The organism is Arenibacter sp. F20364, assembly GCF_023015905.1.
Classification (GTDB): Bacteria; Bacteroidota; Bacteroidia; order Flavobacteriales; family Flavobacteriaceae; genus Arenibacter.
On record NZ_JALKBD010000001.1, the window covers coordinates 52,334 to 72,216 of the forward strand.

Annotated in this window: 17 protein-coding genes; 9 read left to right on the plus strand and 8 right to left on the minus strand. The window is 39.4% G+C overall.

The annotated features are described in order from the left end of the window. Nucleotides 1-1,878, minus strand: coding sequence for a sodium:solute symporter family protein (locus MWU84_RS00165; protein WP_246896185.1), 1,878 nt, complete (start codon nucleotides 1,876-1,878; stop codon nucleotides 1-3). Nucleotides 1,879-2,191: 313 nt separating this feature from the next. Between MWU84_RS00165 and MWU84_RS00170 the strand changes: the two genes are divergently transcribed. The 7 genes from MWU84_RS00170 (at nucleotide 2,192) to MWU84_RS00200 (ending at nucleotide 11,433) form a co-directional block, all read left to right on the plus strand. Next, a complete protein-coding gene (locus MWU84_RS00170) occupies nucleotides 2,192-3,277 on the plus strand; it encodes a histidine kinase (protein WP_246896187.1) in 1,086 nt (361 codons plus the stop codon). Beyond that, entirely contained in the window at nucleotides 3,274-3,990 is a 717-nt protein-coding gene (locus MWU84_RS00175) for a LytTR family DNA-binding domain-containing protein (RefSeq protein ID WP_246896190.1), read from the plus strand. The genes MWU84_RS00170 and MWU84_RS00175 overlap by 4 nt, the downstream gene beginning before the upstream one ends. A 349-nt stretch (nucleotides 3,991-4,339) precedes the next feature. Next, nucleotides 4,340-6,664, plus strand: coding sequence for a PSD1 and planctomycete cytochrome C domain-containing protein (locus MWU84_RS00180; protein ID WP_246896192.1), 2,325 nt, complete (start codon nucleotides 4,340-4,342; stop codon nucleotides 6,662-6,664). A gap of 2 nt (nucleotides 6,665-6,666) precedes the next feature. Continuing rightward, nucleotides 6,667-8,160, plus strand: a complete 1,494-nt coding sequence (locus tag MWU84_RS00185; protein ID WP_246896195.1) for a DUF1501 domain-containing protein — start codon at nucleotides 6,667-6,669, stop codon at nucleotides 8,158-8,160. Between the two features lie 16 nt (nucleotides 8,161-8,176). Next, a complete protein-coding gene (locus tag MWU84_RS00190) occupies nucleotides 8,177-10,234 on the plus strand; it encodes an FN3 associated domain-containing protein (RefSeq protein ID WP_246896197.1) in 2,058 nt (685 codons plus the stop codon). Between the two features lie 93 nt (nucleotides 10,235-10,327). Continuing rightward, nucleotides 10,328-10,891 (plus strand): YeeE/YedE thiosulfate transporter family protein, encoded by a 564-nt coding sequence (locus MWU84_RS00195; RefSeq protein ID WP_246896200.1) that lies wholly within the window; start codon nucleotides 10,328-10,330, stop codon nucleotides 10,889-10,891. Between the two features lie 128 nt (nucleotides 10,892-11,019). After that, nucleotides 11,020-11,433 (plus strand): DUF6691 family protein, encoded by a 414-nt coding sequence (locus MWU84_RS00200; protein WP_246896203.1) that lies wholly within the window; start codon nucleotides 11,020-11,022, stop codon nucleotides 11,431-11,433. A gap of 189 nt (nucleotides 11,434-11,622) precedes the next feature. On the opposite strand, the gene MWU84_RS00205 is transcribed toward MWU84_RS00200, so the two are convergent. From MWU84_RS00205 to MWU84_RS00225, 5 genes are all read right to left on the minus strand, one after another. Beyond that, complete coding sequence (locus tag MWU84_RS00205) at nucleotides 11,623-11,898, minus strand: ATP-dependent Clp protease adaptor ClpS (protein ID WP_246896206.1); 276 nt, start codon at nucleotides 11,896-11,898, stop codon at nucleotides 11,623-11,625. A 22-nt stretch (nucleotides 11,899-11,920) separates the two neighbouring features. Next, entirely contained in the window at nucleotides 11,921-12,757 is an 837-nt protein-coding gene (gene prmA, locus MWU84_RS00210; RefSeq protein ID WP_246896208.1) for a 50S ribosomal protein L11 methyltransferase, read from the minus strand. A 140-nt stretch (nucleotides 12,758-12,897) separates the two neighbouring features. Next, entirely contained in the window at nucleotides 12,898-13,650 is a 753-nt protein-coding gene (tpiA, locus tag MWU84_RS00215; RefSeq protein ID WP_246896211.1) for a triose-phosphate isomerase, read from the minus strand. 78 nt (nucleotides 13,651-13,728) lie between these two features. Continuing rightward, nucleotides 13,729-14,826, minus strand: a complete 1,098-nt coding sequence (locus MWU84_RS00220; protein ID WP_246896213.1) for a BT_3928 family protein — start codon at nucleotides 14,824-14,826, stop codon at nucleotides 13,729-13,731. A 130-nt stretch (nucleotides 14,827-14,956) separates the two neighbouring features. Further along, on the minus strand, nucleotides 14,957-15,505 hold the full coding sequence (locus tag MWU84_RS00225; RefSeq protein ID WP_246896215.1) for a DUF1599 domain-containing protein: 549 nt from the start codon (nucleotides 15,503-15,505) through the stop codon (nucleotides 14,957-14,959). Nucleotides 15,506-15,613: 108 nt separating this feature from the next. Here MWU84_RS00225 and folP point away from each other — a divergent pair, with 108 nt between their 5' ends. Continuing rightward, complete coding sequence (gene folP / locus MWU84_RS00230) at nucleotides 15,614-16,450, plus strand: dihydropteroate synthase (RefSeq protein WP_246896217.1); 837 nt, start codon at nucleotides 15,614-15,616, stop codon at nucleotides 16,448-16,450. Between the two features lie 113 nt (nucleotides 16,451-16,563). Next, nucleotides 16,564-17,349, plus strand: a complete 786-nt coding sequence (locus MWU84_RS00235) for a diadenylate cyclase (protein WP_246896220.1) — start codon at nucleotides 16,564-16,566, stop codon at nucleotides 17,347-17,349. Nucleotides 17,350-17,365: 16 nt separating this feature from the next. Here the strand turns inward: MWU84_RS00235 and MWU84_RS00240 are convergent, their stop codons facing one another. Together MWU84_RS00240 and truA are read right to left on the minus strand one after the other, a co-directional pair. Continuing rightward, nucleotides 17,366-19,132 (minus strand): ABC transporter ATP-binding protein, encoded by a 1,767-nt coding sequence (locus tag MWU84_RS00240; RefSeq protein ID WP_246896223.1) that lies wholly within the window; start codon nucleotides 19,130-19,132, stop codon nucleotides 17,366-17,368. Beyond that, a complete protein-coding gene (gene truA / locus MWU84_RS00245; protein WP_246896225.1) occupies nucleotides 19,125-19,877 on the minus strand; it encodes a tRNA pseudouridine(38-40) synthase TruA in 753 nt (250 codons plus the stop codon). The genes MWU84_RS00240 and truA overlap by 8 nt, the downstream gene beginning before the upstream one ends. Nucleotides 19,878-19,883 lie beyond the last annotated feature (6 nt).

A 19,883-nucleotide genomic window follows, 5' to 3' on the forward strand; every position in this document is an offset into this window, starting at 1 on the left:
TTAATTGGGTATTTGCCTCACCTTATCCAGCCAGGTAAACTTTAGAAATGTAGTGGTTACCCCAAAAACTGCCAATGCAATGATCGCCTTTGGGTAATCCCTGATCATAAAATATATGGGCAGAACGATCATACTAGACTGCCAAATGATACCAACGGCACAGTTCATCATGTCCCACCAAAACTCGTTGTTCTTTTCAAAACTAGGATCCTCTGCCTTTAATTCTTTATAGACAGGATTCCACCAGCCCCAAGGCTTCACATTTTTATAGAACGATTTAAGCACTTCTTTATCCGTAGGGGGACTAAAATAGGTTCCCAAAAATGACCCCAGCATTGAAACCCCAAAAATAATTGGGAAAAGATAAATGGCGTGCACATGGGAAAGATCGTACAACAAAGTACCCTCCATAAAATTGCCCTTGTTGTTATCCAACACAAATTGCAATGAAGCTATAATCAAACCGGACAGCATTCCCCAAAAATAGCCCCATCCGTTAAATCGCCACCATATCCATTTTAAAAAATTAGCTGCCACGTACCCCCCAAATAAGGCACTTGTTATCCAAAGCGTCAGCGAATTGATGGAATCTGCAAAAAAACCCATAAAAACACCAAGGAAGACCACTAAAAAGGAGGCAATATGACTCACCTTAATATAGTGCTTATGTGAAGCATCGGGTCTAAAATATTTTTTATAGATGTCATTGACCAAATAAGCCGGGCCCGCATTTACAAAAGCGGAAAAAGTAGACATAAAAGCTGCGAGCAACCCTGCCAACAACAATCCCTTTATCCCCACCGGTACATGAAAATTAATTACTTTGGGTAGTATAACCTCTAATTCCGCACCTGTAAGTCCAGGGTTTCCAATCATTTCAGGAGTCAGTACCACCAAGGCGATGACAACAATCCCAGTAATAAGCAAATATCTGGGGATAAACAATACCAGATTGGTAAACCCGCTCATATATGCAGCATCCTTTACCGTTCTGGTAGACAATATTCTCTGGAGGTCATAACTAGGGGTTGGTCCCGCTATACTGGCAAAGAAACCCTTAAAAAGAGTCATTCCTATCAAGGCACCGAACATCTTATAACCCTCAGAATCTATCAAATGGTTGAAGGCCTGAAATTCCTTATCCCAGTGAGTACCCAATTCCCAGCCAAAAAATACATTTTTCCATTCGGCACTTATTACCGAATTGATCTCTACATCGGAAAAAGCAAAAAAAGCGTAACCTGCCACAAGTATTCCCGCAACGACCATAATAATGTATTGCAATACTTCTGTGGCTACTACCGAGAACATCCCGCCCTTTATGGTATAAATGGTCGTGAGAAATATAATGACCATCGCGTAGGCCTGTTCGGAGTTCAACAAAATCATCTCCCCTATTTGCAAAGTCATGTCCCATGGTAGGATAATCGTCAAAAATTTACCGACACCTTCAAAGAAATAAGCTATAAAGCCTACGGCTGCAACAATAGCGAAGACAGCAACAATACTATGGGAAGCCCTCCCTGCCCTATCGTCCCCGAAACGGGTAAGTATCCATTCCGATCCAGTCATAATATTGGAACGCCGAATCCAAACGGCCAAAAACATCATAACAAAAATTTGGTTCCATATTGGCCAAAGCCACATGAACATAAAGCTCTTTACTCCATACAAAAACAGGATACCGACCATCCAGGCGGTACCGGAAACATCAAACATACCAGACCCATTACTGAGTCCCAGGTAATACCATTTTATATTGTTCCCCCCCAAAAAATAAGACTTAAGTCCCTTGGATGCTTTTTTGGACACCCAAATACCTACGAAGAGGGTCAACACAATATATGCAACAATTATTGCTACATCGATTACATTCATACAAATTAATTTTTAGGCTGAAGCAAAAAGCTTATCAGCCAGGAATATTTTTCAAGATAGTGGTAAAAAAACACTACAACCCTGTGTTTTTTCTCTCCAATAGTCAACTACTCTTATTTTTTTTATAAATTCCCCAAATTTTCAAGACTGTATTGGCGGCAATTCAAAAAAAAGAAGTTAAACCAACATGGTAATTCCGCTTACCAGAACTAAATATTCGATTTTTTTTCAGGAAGAAGAATAAAATTAGACCAACAACCAACCCGTAAAGCCGAACGCCAATTTTTAGAAATATAGACTGTGATCAAGACTTATGCTAATCAAAAAACTAAATTATAAATTACTTAGTAGAAATAGTTCCGGCGATTTCAACATAAATTACAGGCACCATATCATTTTTTGGGCGGTATATATCCTATTCAATATTTTCCGTTGGGGCAATCTGCATCAAGATTTTGCCTATTCCATAAAAACCAACTTGTTGGGTTTCCCCATACACATGGTCTTGGCCTACTTCAATATATATTTTCTGATGCCAAAATTTGTATATACAAAGCGCTATATCACCTATACCGTTTTGCTTGTGGCATCTTTATTCATAGGTCTATTGATAAAATTCAACCTCACCTATTATCTGGTAAGCAATAATGTAATGCCTGAAGCCGGGGATGTTGAAAGCCTCACTCTCAATTATGCCATAGTTACCATGTTGGGAGAACTTTATGTAATGTCTTTTGTTACGGCCATAAAAATTACGGTGGACTGGTTAAATGAAAATAGCAAACTCCATGAACTGGAAAAAAGACAGTTGACCACAGAATTAAAATTCCTAAGATCACAGGTCTCCCCGCATTTCTTTTTTAATACACTAAATAATATTTATTCCCTGACCTTGGAAAAATCGGACAGAGCACCCCAAATTGTACTGAGGTTGTCAGAATTAATGCGTTATTTGCTGTATGCCACGGACAAACCATATCAAGATTTGACCAAAGAAATTGAATGTATCCAAAACTATATTGATTTGGAACGAATCCGATTTGACAATTCCTTAAAAATTGATATGAATGTTTCGGGGGATATTGAAGGAAAAGGCATAGCTCCCATGCTATTGATGCCCTTTGTTGAAAACTGCTTTAAACATGGCGCCAGCAAAAATATTGGCAAAATGTACATTAAAATAAAATTCGAGGTAGTGGACGATATCCTAAATTTTGAAATCAGCAATAACATCCCTCCAAGCAAAACACGGGAAAAATTAAAAAATGCGGATTGCGGCATCGGTCTCAACAATGTAAAAAAACGTTTAAAATTGGGGTACGAACCACAGGATTACAATCTTTCCATATTTGAAAAAGACAAAATGTTTAATGTTATTCTTAATTTAAAAGTGAAATGAGTTTAAAGGCTATAATAATCGACGATGAACCACTGGCAATTAATATATTAAAAAATTATGTAGACCAAATTAAGGAACTGGAGTTAGTACAAACCTTCACCAATGCTATTGATGCTTCCACCTTCTTACAGAGAAATGAAGTAGATATTGTATTCCTGGACATCAATATGCCCATAATGAACGGTCTTGACCTACTGGGAAGTGTCAATTCCAAGGCCATGGTAGTCATGACTACCGCCCATGAGGACTACGCCCTTAGAAGTTATGAATTGGAGGCCATAGATTATTTGGTTAAACCTATTCCATTCAACAGATTCCTAAAAACCATTAACAGAATTATAACATTAAAGGAAGGAGTTACAAAAAACGAAGTCAATAACACGAATGACAATTCTAGTATTTTTGTAAAGGTCGATAAGAAAAAATTACAAAAAATTTATTTGGATGATATTATTGTCATAGAAAGCCTCAAGGATTACATCAGGATAAAGACCAAAGCCAACAAACATATCATTCACAAAACCTTAAGTAGTTTCACCGAAGAACTCCCTTCGGATAAATTTATTAGAATACATAGATCCTACACCATAGCCATTAATAAGATCGATGCTATTGAAGGCAATAGCGTAGAAGTGCAAGGCATTAGATATACCATTGGCCGAAGTTACCTAAACGAGGTAAAAAGCAAAATTCTTGATGTCGATTCGGAATAAGAAACCATAGGGCAAGCCCACAAAGACTATTAAGGAAATTGTTTTCTTTTGTATTTTATAAGCTAACCTTTAGGCCCTCGGCCTATTTATCCCGTTTAAAGCGGGTTTATTTCTATGAATGCTTTAAATTTGTTACAAAGCAACTTTTTATAACAGGGTTTCACTGATAAACCGTATTAATTACACTTCTTTCCTTTTTTTTAGCTGCATTTAGCTACTACGGACTGTCATTTGTCGAAATTTGCTGTTAATTAATTGTAAACTAGCTAATTTAGAAGGTGTTAATATCATTTATAGTCAAATGTCGATAAGCCCCCTAAGAAATTCTTGTAAGCCGTCAATAAACAGGATGTATTTACTTCTGGCAATCGTTCTCGCCTTAGCGACACAAGGCTGCAATAGTGGAGTTAAAACCTCTGAAACTATTGCTGGCAATGAAAGTCACGGAAAAATTCCAGATAAGATCGACTTTACCTTTCATGTAAAACCAATTATATCGGACCGATGCTTCAAATGCCATGGCCCCGATAAAAATGCCATAGAGGGTGGACTATCCCTGAACACCGCTGAAGATGCCTATATGGCATTGGGCAAAAAGAAAGACCATTACGCCATTGTTCCGGGCGATGTCGAAAAAAGCGAATTGGTACATCGATTATACACTACGGACGAATCCTTAATGATGCCCCCACCGGAATCCAACCTCACTCTTTCCAATTACGAAAAGGAAATCCTTAAGAAATGGATAGAGCAAGGCGCTGAATATAAAGAACATTGGGCATTTATAGCCCCGGAAAAACCCAGCGTTCCCAAAACAAATAATACTACATGGGCTCAAAATGAAATTGACCTATTTGTTTTATCACAATTGGAACAAAACAATTTGGAACCCAATGAAAAAGCCTCAAAAGAAAAGTTGTTGAGGCGGGTGTTTTTCGACCTGACCGGTTTACCTCCCAGTGTGGAACAAATTGCAAATTTCCTGAACAACGATTCCCCTTCAGCCTATGAAGAAATTATAGATTCATTATTGAATACGGTCGACTATGCCGAGCACATGTCAGCAGAATGGATGGATATTGCCCGATATGCGGACACCCATGGATACCAGGACGATTTTGAGCGCATTATGTGGCCCTGGCGCGATTGGGTAATTCATGCCTTTAAGCAAAACATGCCCTATGATCAATTTGTAACCTATCAATTGGCCGGGGATCTTTTGCCCAACGCCAATGCGGAACAAATTCTCGCTACGGGCTTTAACAGAAACCATAAAATTACGTTTGAGGGTGGAGTTATCCCAGAAGAATATCGTATTGAGTATGTTGAAGACAGGGCTGTGACATTTGGTACTGCTTTTCTAGGTCTAACTTTTGAATGCGCCCGTTGCCATGATCATAAATACGATCCCATAAGTCAAAAAAACCATTTTGAACTGTTCAGCTTTTTCAACAATATAGATGAATTGGGACTGACGCCCGGGGGAGCTGGAAAAATTCCAAAGCCTTATATGACTATTACGGAGAAAGAAAAGAATGGGGTGTTGAGTTTTGTTCAGCTTCAAAAATCCAATATGAAAGAAGTTCCTGTAATGGTAATGAACGAAATGGAGGAAATTAGGCCTTCGTTTATCTTGAACAGGGGCGTGTATGACCAACCCACCACTCAGGTATACCCAAATACACCCGAATCCATACTCCCTTTCCCGGAGGAATATCCTAAAAATCGATTGGGATTGGCAAAATGGCTTTTCCACGAAGACAATCCATTAACCGCCAGGGTTACCGTAAATAGATTTTGGCAACGCATGTTCGGTACGGGCTTGGTAGCCTCCTCCTTCGATTTCGGTAATCAGGGTTCATTGCCTACACATCCTGAATTATTGGACTTCCTAGCTATTAAATTGAAGGAAGAAGGTTGGGATTCAAGAAAATTGTTAAAATATATGGCACTTTCTGCCACCTATCAACAAAGCACCAAGGTGACCAAGGAATTACAGGAATTGGATCCAGAAAACCGTCTATTGGCACGTGCCCCAAGATTAAGGCTTACAGCCGAACTAATTAGGGACCAAGCATTAAAAATTAGTGGATTGCTCAACAAAGAGGTAGGAGGCCCAAGTGTAAAGCCCTATCAACCCGAGGGTATTTGGGAAGCTACCACTGGAGGTGGAGGTGGAAGCACGGCCACTTATATCACCAGTACCGGAAAAGATCTATATAGAAAAAGTCTGTATACCTTTTGGAAAAGAACAGTTCCTCCTCCAAGCATGATGACCTTTGATGCGGCATCAAGAGATCTTTGTACGGTAAAACGTCAAGAAACAAATACGCCCTTACAGGCCTTGGTCTTGTTAAACGATCCGCAAATCATCGAGGCATCGAGACTAATTGCCAAAAACGCTATGGACCTAAAAAAAGAAATAAATGACCAAATAATATACATTTTTAAATTGGCAACCTCCAGAGCACCTGATGAGGAAGAATTGTCCATGTTGAACAACTATTACAATAACATGCTCCAAAAAGTGGATGATGAAGGTATAACGGCTCAGGAATATCTTTCCATTGGAGCTTTTGAAATGGATAAAAATTATTCAGAAAAAGAATTGGCTGCGTTGGCATTAACGGCACATACCATTTTAAATTTAGATGAAACTATAACGAGGGGTTGATCATGAGCGAAAAAAAAATTATAGAGGAACGATCCTTGATTCTGAACAGAAGGTCTTTTTTAGGCAAAACAGCCTTGGGCGTGGGCGGGGTTGCACTCGCATCCCTTTTAGGTGCCAACCTATTTAGAAAGGATAAAAACGGCATACTTACCAAGGATGATAGTTTAAACGGAGTTAAGGGCATACTAAACTCGCTGCACCATCCTGCAAAAATTAAAAGGGTAATCTACCTGTTTCAAAGCGGTGGACCTTCCCAATTGGAACTTTTTGACTATAAGCCTCTGTTAAACAAACGCCGTGGGGAAGATCTCCCCGAATCTATACGGAACGGACAACGGCTTACTGGTATGACCGCCGGTCAGGATTCTTTTCCCTTGGTAGGATCTCTTTTCAATTTCAATCAGCACGGCAAGAACGGCACCCACATCAGTGAACTTTTGCCATACACGGCCAAGATGGTGGACGACCTATGCATCATAAAATCTATGTATACAGAGGCCATCAATCATGACCCTGCAGTAACATTCTTTCAAACTGGCTCCCAACAACCCGGAAGACCCAGTATTGGTTCATGGTTGAGTTATGGCTTGGGTAGTGAAAATGAAAACCTCCCGGCATTTACGGTTTTATTGTCCCGAGGAACAGGTAGACCCAATGGACAACCTTTATATACTAGATTATGGGGCAATGGATTTTTACATTCCCTGCACCAAGGGGTCCAATTCAGGGCAGCCAAGGATCCTGTATTGTATTTAAATGACCCCAAGGGTATTACCAAAGAGGTTAAACGTGAAATGTTGGACAATTTAGCCGCCTTAAACGATAAACATTATCAAGAATCCGGTGATCCAGAAATAAAAAGTAGAATTGCCCAATATGAAATGGCCTATCGGATGCAAACCTCTGTCCCCAATGTGATGGATACAGCCAGCGAACCCGATTATATCTATGAGATGTACGGGCCAGATGCCAAAATCCCCGGTACCTACGCGGCAAATTGCCTCTTGGCCAGAAGATTGGCGGAACAGGATGTACGCTTTATCCAATTGTACCATATGGGATGGGATCAACACGACAATCTACCAGGAGCCATTGCCAAACAGGCCAAAGATGTAGACCAAGCTTCAGCAGCACTAGTGGCCGATCTAAAACAACGTGGGTTATTGGAGGACACTTTGGTGATTTGGGGAGGAGAGTTTGGAAGGACCAATTATTCCCAAGGGCTTCTAACAGATACCAATTATGGTAGGGACCATCATCCTAGGTCTTTCACCATCTGGATGGCAGGTGGTGGCATTAAGCCCGGCATGGTCTATGGGGAAACCGATGATTTTGGATACAATATCGTAAAAGATCCTGTCCATGTCCATGATTTCCAGGCTACAATGTTACATTTATTGGGCATAGACCATGAAAAATTAACCTACAAATACCAGGGAAGAAGGTTTAGATTAACAGATGTGGAGGGACATATCGTAAAGGATATTCTAACCTAAACCTATAAACCAAAGAATGATACTACAGATTATAAGCCTTGGTCGTTTACATCCTCTATTGGTACACTTGCCCATAGGCATATTGGTATTGGCCTTTTTAATAGAACTATACTCTAGAAAGAAAGATACCGGAACGGAGAACAATATTATCAACTTTTCCCTTGCCATTGCTGCAGTGAGCACAGTACTATCCGTGGCCAGTGGTTGGTTATTGGGTGAAGATGGCGGTTATGATGAAACCTTATTGTTTAGGCACCGCTGGATGGCCGTTGGATTGGCTGTAGGCAGTACCCTTTTATATTTTATTAAAAAGTACCCTAAGGCCTGGTCTAAAAATGTATACCTACCCCTTTTTGTCGTCGTAATAGTTCTTTTAGGCCTAACCGGACATTATGGGGGGAGTATGACCCATGGGGAGGACTATCTTTATAAAAATAAAGAAACCAAAAAAATTGTTATTACCGACGTTAGCAAAGCACTGGTATTTAACGATATCGTACAGCCTATTCTGGATGACAAGTGTGTAAGTTGCCACAATCCCAATAAGATCAAAGGAGGTTTGGTAATGACCAACAAAGAGCAACTACTTCTTGGGGGTGACTCGGGTAGTTTATTAATGGCAGACGAAGGGGAATCACCGAGATTGATACATCATATTAAACTACCGATGGAAGATGATGATCATATGCCCCCTAAGGGAAAAGTACAACTTACAAGTCATGAAATTGCGCTATTGGAATGGTGGTTGAGCCATGAAAATTGCTTTGATTGTGTGGCCGGGACTTTGGATAAAACAGAAAAGATCAGTGATATTTTAAATTCCTTGGAAGAAGACACCTCCACAAGGGCGCTTATTGCAAAAGAAGTGGCAATGGTTCCCGAAGACTGGTTGGCCTCCATAAACAGCAATAAACCCATTATTACAAAATTGGCGGAAAAAAATCCCCTATTGATAGCAAACTTGTCCGGCAATAAAAGTCTAGGGAAAAACGATCTTAAAGCATTAAAAGAACATGCCGAAAATATTGTTGAACTCAATTTGGCCAACTCCAATTTTAATGACACCATTTCTGCACTTCTATCGTCCTTTACGAATCTCACCAAACTACAACTGCAAAACACCAAGATTACGGATAAGTCTATGGAGTCTATACGGGATCTGAAACACCTGGAATCCCTCAATATTTATGGTACGGACATTACGGATGAAGGTCTGGAAAAATTAACTGGCCTAAGTAGTTTAAAAACATTATATCCCTGGAATTCCAAAATAACCAAGGAAGCTCTAGATCGCTATAGTAGTAAATTAAAGGCTGTAACAGTTGTAAGTATTAATGAGGATCTTTTTACCCCCACTGGATTGGAACCACCTTCCATAATTGCAGATACGGATTTCTTTCGGGATTCCATGGAAATTAAAATGGATTATTTTTATAAGGGAGTAGACCTATACTACACCTTGGATGGCTCGGAACCCGACACCACTTCCACTAAATACGACCAACCTATTTTGCTTACCAATTCCACCCTGGTCAAAGCTGTTAGCCATAAAGTCGGATGGGAATTAAGCCCGGTCAGAACGGTAAGTTTTAAAAAATCGAATATTCTACCCAATTCCATTACCCTAAACAACAAACCCAATGAAAAATACAAGGGCAATGGCGGAAATACCTTAATTGATCTCAAAAGGGGAACCAGCAATTTTATCGATGGCAATTGGATTGGTTACGAAGGCAGTAGTTTTGCCGCCACCTTAAAGCTACAGAAAGAAGAATTGATATCTACGGTATCGGTAGGGGCATTTTCTTCACCTGAAAAATGGATCTTTTACCCAACTGGTTTCAAGGTATGGGTATCTATGGATGGCAATAATTTTAAGCTTGTACACACGGAGAAAGTTCCAACGGAAAAACCCAACTCCGATACTAAATTCCAATTTTTCGACATCAACATACCCCCAACGCAATCCAATTTCGTAAAGATAGAGGTGATTAGTCAGACCAGGAACCCTTCCTGGCACACCAACCCGGGAGGAAAAAGTTGGTTATTTGTGGACGAGATAGTTCTTAATTAAATTAGAGGGTGTTTCAAGCTCTAAAATTCTCTGTGTAACAATTGTTACACAGAGAATTTTAGATACCTTTATATTTGCATCTTAATAAATAATATGGATTATATACTTCAACCCTGGCCCTGGTATGTATCCGGGCCTTTAATTGCCTTTGTGATGCTTCTTTTGGTATATTTTGGCAAAACTTTCGGCATGTCGTCCAACCTACAAACACTATGTTCCATTGGTGGTGCAGGGAAATATTCTGATTACTTTAGGTTCGATTGGAAGGCCAATCGCTGGAACCTGACCGTTGTTCTCGGTGCTGTTCTTGGTGGGTTTATTGCTACTCAATATTTATCCGATGGTTCAGCGATTGCATTGAGCAGCGAGACCATTTCGGATTTAAACGCCTTAGGGTTTAATGAGGTTGGCGAAACCCTCTTACCCCCTGAGATCTACAAATGGGAAAATATATTGAGCCTTAAAGGAATCTTGATATTGGTCATAGCCGGTTTTTTGGTGGGCTTTGGCACAAGGTATGCAGGCGGATGTACTTCGGGACATGCCATTACCGGTCTGAGTAACCTTCAATTGCCCTCACTTATAGCCGTGATAGGATTTTTTATAGGTGGCCTAATAATGACGTTCTTTATTCTACCCCTTATTTTCGGGTCTTAAAAACGACTTTCAATGGAAAATCATTTGTAGAAAGGAGTAAAATAATTCTCTTGCATGTATCAATTAAATAATAATCAGCTTTAGGTGGAACAAAAAAATTTCAGCCAAAAGTAGAAAGCATAAAAGAAATGAAATTCTTAAAATTCTTGTTGGTAGGGGTATTCTTCGGAATAGTTCTTGTAAAATCGGAAGCAGTATCCTGGTACCGTATCTATGAAATGTTCAAATTTCAATCCTTCCACATGTACGGAATTATTGGTTCCGCGGTATTCCTTGGCATCCTATTTATTTGGCTTTTCAAAAAATTTAAGGTCAAAAGTACTGAAGGAAAGGAAATAGACTTGATTCCAAAAGATAAAGGAGTAACGAGATATATTCTTGGTGGCACCATCTTTGGATTTGGCTGGGCTTTGGCTGGTGCTTGCCCAGGGCCCATGTTCATTCTGGTGGGCACCGGAGTTTTTAGTATGCTTATCGTAATAGCAGGAGCACTATTGGGTACTTTTGCCTATGGGGTACTTATGAAAAAACTGCCTCATTAAGCAAATTCCGTTGTGAAAATTGGAAATTGAATTAAAAAAAATAATTTGATCCAATTACCATAATAAGAGAAATATAAATGATTGTGGCACCATTTTGGCCTTAATTGCTTTTTTCAGTAATTGCCAAGCCAAATTTCCAAAAAAGTGAATCACTTTTGGCGAAGAAATTAACTATTTCAAATAATCCCTTTAAACGATCTCTGCGCTTAAACCCGCATTTAAGAGCTTACTGCACCTTGGCTTTAGATCGTTGTATTCTCCAGTCTTAACGGTACACTTACCATTGTAATGGACAATTAGCGAGCATTGCTCCGCCTGTTCCGGAGTGTGGTCACAGGCCATTATTAATGTTTCAATAACGTGGTCAAAAGTATTAACGTCATCATTGAACAAAACAATTTCATTTTGCTTTATCGTCTCCTCATCCAAAAGTAATTCTTCCGAGACTTTTTCTTTCGTACTCATAGAATTCATTTTTTAATACCTTCTAAAATACATATTTTACCGCAACCCAATTATTCTTTTCCAGATTTTTTTTAAATTTTAACCCTACAGCTTCGCATCTTTCCGAAATCTGCGGAATATCCTCTTTATAAAAACCACTTAAGAACAAAATACCGGCATTTTTTAGACATTTCACATAGGCAGGAATGTCTTCCAACAAAATATTTCTGTTTATGTTGGCTATGATAATGTCGTATTTCTGGTCCACCAATAAGTCGGCAGTCCCTTCATAGACATTAATATGGCTGCAATTGTTCCGATCAACGTTTTCTTTGGCATTTTGATAGCACCAATTATCAATATCTATGGCATCTACGTCACTGGCTCCCTTCATGGCCGCCAAAATGGCCAAAACCCCAGTTCCGCTTCCCATATCCAAAATGGATTTTCCGGTAAAGTCATGATCCAAGATATGCTGTAACATCATATGGGTAGTTTCGTGATGGCCGGTACCGAAACTCATCTTTGGCTCTATAATAATATCATAATCTACCTCGGGCTTTTCATGAAAGGGCGCTCTAATGATACATTGCTGCCCAACTTGAATAGGGTTGAAATTACTTTCCCAAGTAGCGTTCCAGTTCTCCTGCTCAATCTCTACAAAATCATAATCTATATTAAACAAGGGATTAGTAAGGATATGTAGGTCGTCCAGGATATTCGGATACCAATCTTCCTTTTTGATATAGGCCTGAACCCCATCTTCAGTTTCCACGAAACTTTCAAATTCAACTTCTCCCAATTCGGCAATAAGAATATCCGAAGCTGGCTGAACAGGCTCTACCTTAAAGTTATACTCTAAATATATCGTATTCGACATTTTGACTGAAACAAATTAATATGGATACCCTAATATAGGAAAAGAACCCGTTGATGATTCAACGGGCCTTTACAATCTTATTGCTTACCCAAAATCCTTGTAAAACATAAATTTCACCTGGCCTGGGCATAAATTAAATACTATGCTATTGCCTTTATTATAGCGACAAAATCGTCCGCTACCAGTGATGCTCCCCCTATTAAACCACCATCAACATCCGGCTTAGAAAAAATCTCAACGGCATTATTAGGTTTTACACTACCGCCATAAAGTATGGAAACATTGTTTGCTATGCCTGCGTCATAGGCATTTGTAATGGTCTTACGAATAAAGGCGTGCATTTCCTGTGCTTGTTCCGGGGAGGCTGTTTCTCCTGTTCCAATGGCCCATACAGGCTCATAGGCAAGGACGATCTTACTCCAGTCTGCCGCATCCAAAGAAAATAAGGCATTTTTCAATTGACTTTCCACAATTTTAAAGTGGTTTCCAGACTTACGGTCTTCCAACTCCTCTCCAAAGCAAAACATTACCCTCATATTTTTTGCCAAGGCAGCAACAACCTTTTTGGATAAAATGTCATCGGTCTCCCCAAAATAAGCCCTTCTTTCAGAATGACCTATAATAACGGTATCTATACCAACCCCCAACAGCATATCAGCAGATATTTCTCCAGTGTAGGCCCCATTTTCAGCAAAGTGCATATTCTGTGCAATTACCTCAATAGTAGACGTTTCTAATTTATTGACCGCTGCGGCCAAGTTTACAAATGTTGGTGCCACCATTACTTCTGCATTGGTCTCCGGAAGTTTAGCCGAAAGTTCTGCCAACAACACTTCCGTTTCCGCCAAATTCTTATTCATTTTCCAATTACCTGCTACTATTTTACTTCTCATTTTGATTCTATTTTATGTTGTTCTCTTATACTATTTATGGGTGATTTTCTTTGTGTATTGTAAAGTTCTCCACTTAGACTATTCAAACTTTAGATCCCCCAAGTCGTTGTAATGAACTTTTTGGATAATAGTACCCTGCTCCAACACCAACACCCCTGGATTGGACCGCACAATGGTTTTTAAGGTAGTCTCATCAGTAAAATAAAAATCGAAACCCAATTGATATTCGCTTTTCATTTTTTGAGTATAATCCACTCCGGAAGCCGACATTCCTATTACCTTAAAACCATTCTTCATGGCCCTATCGGTTACTTCCTTTATTTCCCGAAATGCTCCGTAATGGCTCTTGGCCAAATCATAAGCTATTACCATAACCAATTTAGGCTCCTGCAATAAGGAGATGGCCATATCCTCCCCGTCTCGCTCAATAGTAAAATCATGGATAGGGGGCTCATATCCCTTTTGAATTTCTTTGGTTTCCACACCAATAAACTCTCCATCAACAGAAGGGTAATCCCCGTTGGTAACCACCACTTTTTCTTCTCCATTTACATTAAACTTCCAACTATAATCAAAAATGGCAACAGGTGCATTTTCTGGAACGCTCATGCCTTCTTCAATATTGGCCCCAATTTTATAAGGTCTAAAATCCAAAGCAGGCAAATGATTAAGCACATAATAGGCAAAGATAGCACTAAACAGCAAACTAAGCCCAACAATAAGTCTTTGAGCCCTATCCCCAAAAGGCGATTTGATATACTTTATTCCTAAAAAAAGAACAATTATAAGCACTAATAAAATTACATCCTTGGTAAAGGACTCCCAAGGGGTCAGCTTTATGGCATCACCAAAACATCCACAGTCAGTAACCTTATTGAAATAGGCAGAGTAAAAAGTTAGGAATGTGAAAAAGACGATCATTAAAAGTAGGCTCCAAATAGTAATTTTAGCCCGAAAACCGATCAACAGCATAACCCCTAGCAATACCTCCAAAACAACCACAAATATGGAAATTCCTAAGGCATAAGGCATTAGCAAATCCAAATCCAACACTCCGGGACTAAAATATTCCTCCAATTTAAAGGAAAATCCGACCGGATCGTTCAATTTAATAAATCCACTAATGATAAATAAAATGCCGACAATAATTCGACTCAATGCCACTATATATTTCATATGCTAAAACAATTCCATTTTAAATATTTTGTTAAACCAAATCTAATTTGGACATAAACTTTGATCATTATTTTCAATAGCGATATTATCACTGGATTTACTTCAAATTCCAATATCGAATTATGGAAATCTAGGACCTGTTTTTTTGTCCCAGATGTATCATTGCAAATACGGCATAATTGATCATATCCTGATAGTTGGCATCTATGCCTTCGCTAACCAACGTTTTTCCTTTATTATCCTCTATTTGCTTTACGCGCAACAACTTCTGCAAAATTAAATCTGTCAGGGAACTTACCCTCATTTCCCGCCAGGCCTCCCCGTAATCGTGGTTCTTATTTTCCATTAAGGTCTTGGTGATAGCAATGTGTTTATCAAATAGGGCCACCGCTTCCGAAGGGGAAAGATCTGGCTGATCTACAACCCCTTTTTCGATTTGAATCAATGCCATTATGGAATAATTAATAATCCCAATAAACTCTGAAACCTCATCCTCATCTACCTTGCGCACTTCATTTTCCTGCAAACTCCTAATGCGCTGTGCTTTGATGAAAATTTGATCTGTAAGTGATGGAAGCCTTAGAATTCGCCATGCACTGCCGTAATCTTGCATCTTTTTCAGGAAAAGGTCCCTACAAATTTTAATAACGGCATTGTATTGCTCGGAAGTATTATGCATTTAATCTTTCTAATTTGTGTAAATTTCGCTTAAAATTTTAAACTATTCAAAAATCGAGGTTTAAACTTAACTACCCAAAGTTTTACTCCCATTTATCAAATAAATAACATGACTATTAACTGTAAAGGTAATTTATTGGATCTGAGCACGCCCGTAGTAATGGGTATCATCAATATTACCCCGGATTCGTTCTATGATGGCGGCAAATACAAGAACGAAGCAGACATTATTGCCCAGGTAAAAACCATGCTGACCAATGGGGCGAGCTTAATAGATATTGGGGCCTATAGTTCAAGGCCGGGTGCAGACCATGTAGATGAAGAAGAGGAGTTGGGACGCATTATTCCAATCGTAAAATTATTGCTCAAGGCTTTCCCGGAAATTCTTTTATCCATAGACACCTTTAGAAGTAGGGTTGCCGATGAATGCCTTAACCTTGGAGCGGCAATAATAAATGATATATCCGCCGGAAATCTTGATTCTAATATGTTACCAGTAGTAGGGAAGCATAGAGCTCCATATATTATGATGCATATGAAAGGTACTCCCGGCACCATGCAGGGCAAAACCAATTACGAAAACCTACTAGGAGATATACGCTATTATTTTTCGGAAAAAGTAGCCGAGGCACGGACTTATGGCATTAAGGATATTATTATAGACCCAGGCTTTGGATTTTCAAAGACCATGGAACAGAACTATGAAATTCTGAAAAAATTGGAATTGCTACATGCGCTGGACCTACCCATTTTGGTGGGTATTAGCAGGAAATCCATGATTTACAGACTACTTAAAACCACTCCTGAAAATGCCTTGAACGGAAGCACGGCCTTACATATGTACGCACTCAACAAAGGTGCGCACATATTAAGGGCACATGATGTTAAGGAGGCTATGGAATGTATTCGTTTATTTAATGCCATTGACGGAACCAGTGATCACTAGGGATCAATTTGAATTCTTGATTATCAGAAAATTGTTGAAAAAGTGGCCAAAACATTTTTTCGAAATTAATTTGAGGTTATAGCTTATTTCCTATTTTTACAAAAACCACAAGATTGGATTTTTTAAACTTCTTAGATTTTAGTGTTACCGATATTATAGACATCTTTTTGGTGGCTGTGCTAATGTATTATGTTTACCAATTAGTTAGGGGAACCGTAGCCATTAATATATTTATTGGTATCGTTATCGTCTGGGCGTTTTGGAAACTGACCGAAGTTTTGGAAATGAAAATGATCAGTAGTATGGTCGGGGGTTTTATGCAAGTGGGACTAATTGCCCTTATCATTGTTTTTCAACAGGAAATCCGAAAATTTCTGTTAATGGTAGGATCTACCAATCTTGCCTCCAAACGCAACTTTTTAAAACATTTTAAATTCCTAAAGGAAGACGCACTGACTATTGGGACCAATGTAGACGCTATTTTAGCTGCCTGTGAGAAAATGGCAAGTTCCAAAACCGGTGCCCTGATCATTATTGCCCGAAATAATTCCTTGGATTTCGTTAAATCGACTGGCGATAAAATGTATATAGAAATCACCCAGCCCATTCTGGAAAGCATTTTTTATAAGAACAGCCCCTTACATGATGGAGCCGCCGTTATTGAGGATAATTATATAGTGGCCACCCGCGTAATCCTACCTGTTTCAAATGAACGGTCCATACCACTTCGTTTTGGTCTTAGACATCGGGCCGCCGTTGGCATTACCGAAAAAACGGATTCCCTGGCGCTAATCGTCAGCGAAGAAACGGGCCTAATCTCCTATATTAAAAATGGGGAGTTTGTATTGTTTAAGGATTTGGCCGAACTGGCCAGTTTAATCAAATCCGATCTAGTGTAGTGCTATTTATGAATTCCTAAACTACCTCTTCCGCCAAGAATTGGGCCTCATATAAGTTTTGATAGTACCCTTTTTGTTTCAATAGTTCTTTATGGGTTCCGGTTTCTACGATCAATCCGTCATGCATCACCAATATTTTATCGGCCTTTTTAATGGTTGCCAATCGGTGGGCTATAATAATGGAAGTACGTCCCTCTGTGATTTTTTCCGTAGCACGCTGTATCAATTGTTCTGAGTAAGTATCTACCGATGAAGTAGCCTCGTCCAACACCAAAATACTAGGATTGCTTACGTAGGCCCTTAAAAAGGCGATCAGCTGCCGCTGCCCACTGGAAAGCATGGTTCCCCTCTCCTTAATATTATAGGTATATCCCCCTGGAAGACTTGAAATAAACTCGTGCACCCCTATCTGCTTAGCGGCCTGTTCCATATGCGCTATGGTTATTGCATCATTCTTGAGGGATATATTATTGGCAATGGTATCGGCAAAAAGAAATACATCTTGTAAAACTACTGCAATTTTAGACCTTAAGGATTGTAATTTATAGTCCTTAATATTAACCCCATCAATCAAAATAGCGCCGGAATTAATTTCGTAAAACCGATTGAGCAAATTAATAATAGTCGATTTTCCAGCTCCCGTTGCCCCTACAATGGCTATCGTCTCTCCCGCTTTGACCTTAAATGAAATTCCGTGCAACACCTCTTCATTTTCCAAATAGCCGAAGTGTACATTTTTAAAGTCAATATCCCCTTTAACGCCTGCTTTATCTATTGTTCCTGCATCTTCAATATTACTGTCGGTATCCAATATTTTGAACACCCTGTTCGCTGCCACCATCCCCATTTGAAGGGTATTGAACTTATCCGCAATTTGACGCAACGGACGGAACAACATACTGGATAACAGTATAAACATGAAAATGGTTCCATATTCCTCCTTACTTATGTTGGCGACATTCTGCAATCCCCCGTACCACACTATCAATCCCACGGTAATAGAGGATACAATTTCAGCAACCGGAAAAAAAATGGAGTTGTACCATACTGTTTTTAGCCAGGCATTTTGATGTCTTTCATTGATTTCCCTAAATTTTTCCTTCTCTATTTCTTCCCTAGTAAACAACTGTACTATTTTCATTCCGGTGATTCGTTCCTGCACGAAGGAATTTAGATTCGACACTTGTGCCCTAACCTCAATAAAAGCGACCTTCATAGCCTTTTGAAACAAGCGCGTAGCGTACAAAATGATCGGTAATACGGCAAATACTATTAATGAGAGTTTCCAATTGGCGACAATCATTACTATTGCCACTACCAACATTTTAAGTAGGTCCGATACTATTACAAAAAATCCTTCACTAAAAATCTCACCTATCCGTTGCATGTCCGTCACCGCACGGGTCACCAATAGGCCTATGGAGGAATTGTCATAATACTTCATCTTGAACCCCATAAGATGGTTAAAAAGTTTTATCCGTATATCCTTTATTACCGACTCCCCTAACCAATTGGCATAATAATTAAAATATAGCTGGCTCAAAACTTCCCCTATCAAAACACCCACCATGATCAAGGTCAAGCTCAACAATTTTTGACCGTCCCTATTGGTAATGGCATTATCAACTATCTCCCCCACCAAGATAGGCGTAAGTACCGCAAAACCTGATAGAAGTATTGCCGCTATGGCAACTCCGTAAAAAGTCACTAAATATGGCCTAACATGCCTAAGCAATCGCTTAAACAATCTATAATCAAATGCTTTCCCCGTATCCTTATCCATTGTAATCAATAATATTTTTTGGATATTTTATTGCTGTCAAATATAATCCTTTTGCAGGCACCGACACCCCTGCTTCACTTCTATCCTTGCTGGCCAATATAGATCTTATGTCCGCCAGGGTGGATTTGCCCTGACCAACATCTATAAGGGTTCCAACGATGGCTCGTACCATATTCCGCAAAAATCTATCGGCGCTTATGGTAAAAATCAACCTACCTCCCTCATTTTCCCATTGGGCCTTTCTAAGATCGCAGAGATAAGTTTTTACATCGGTATTGGACTTTGAAAAACACTCAAAATCCTTATGAGCCACTAAAATAGCTGCAGCTTCGTTCATCTGCTCTATATTTAACGGATATTTCACATAATAGGCGGCATCCACTAAAAAGGGATCTTTGTTTTGAACCACCCAATATTCATATGTACGTTCCGAGGCATCAAAACGGGCATGTGCATCTGCCCCAACTAAAAATATTCCAATAACCGCTATATCTTCCGGTAGAAAAGCGTTTAAACGGTGGATTAATTCCATATTGCTGAAATGGGCATCAGTATCAAAATGTGCAAACATTTCCCTGGCGTGGACTCCAGCATCCGTCCTCCCGGCCCCCACCAAAGACACTGTTTCCCTTAAAAGTAAGGAAAAAGCATTTTCCAAAACCTCCTGCACGCTTATTGCATTGGGCTGTTTTTGCCAACCGTGATACGACTTGCCTTGATAAGAAAATTGGACGAAATATCTCAAAGGAAA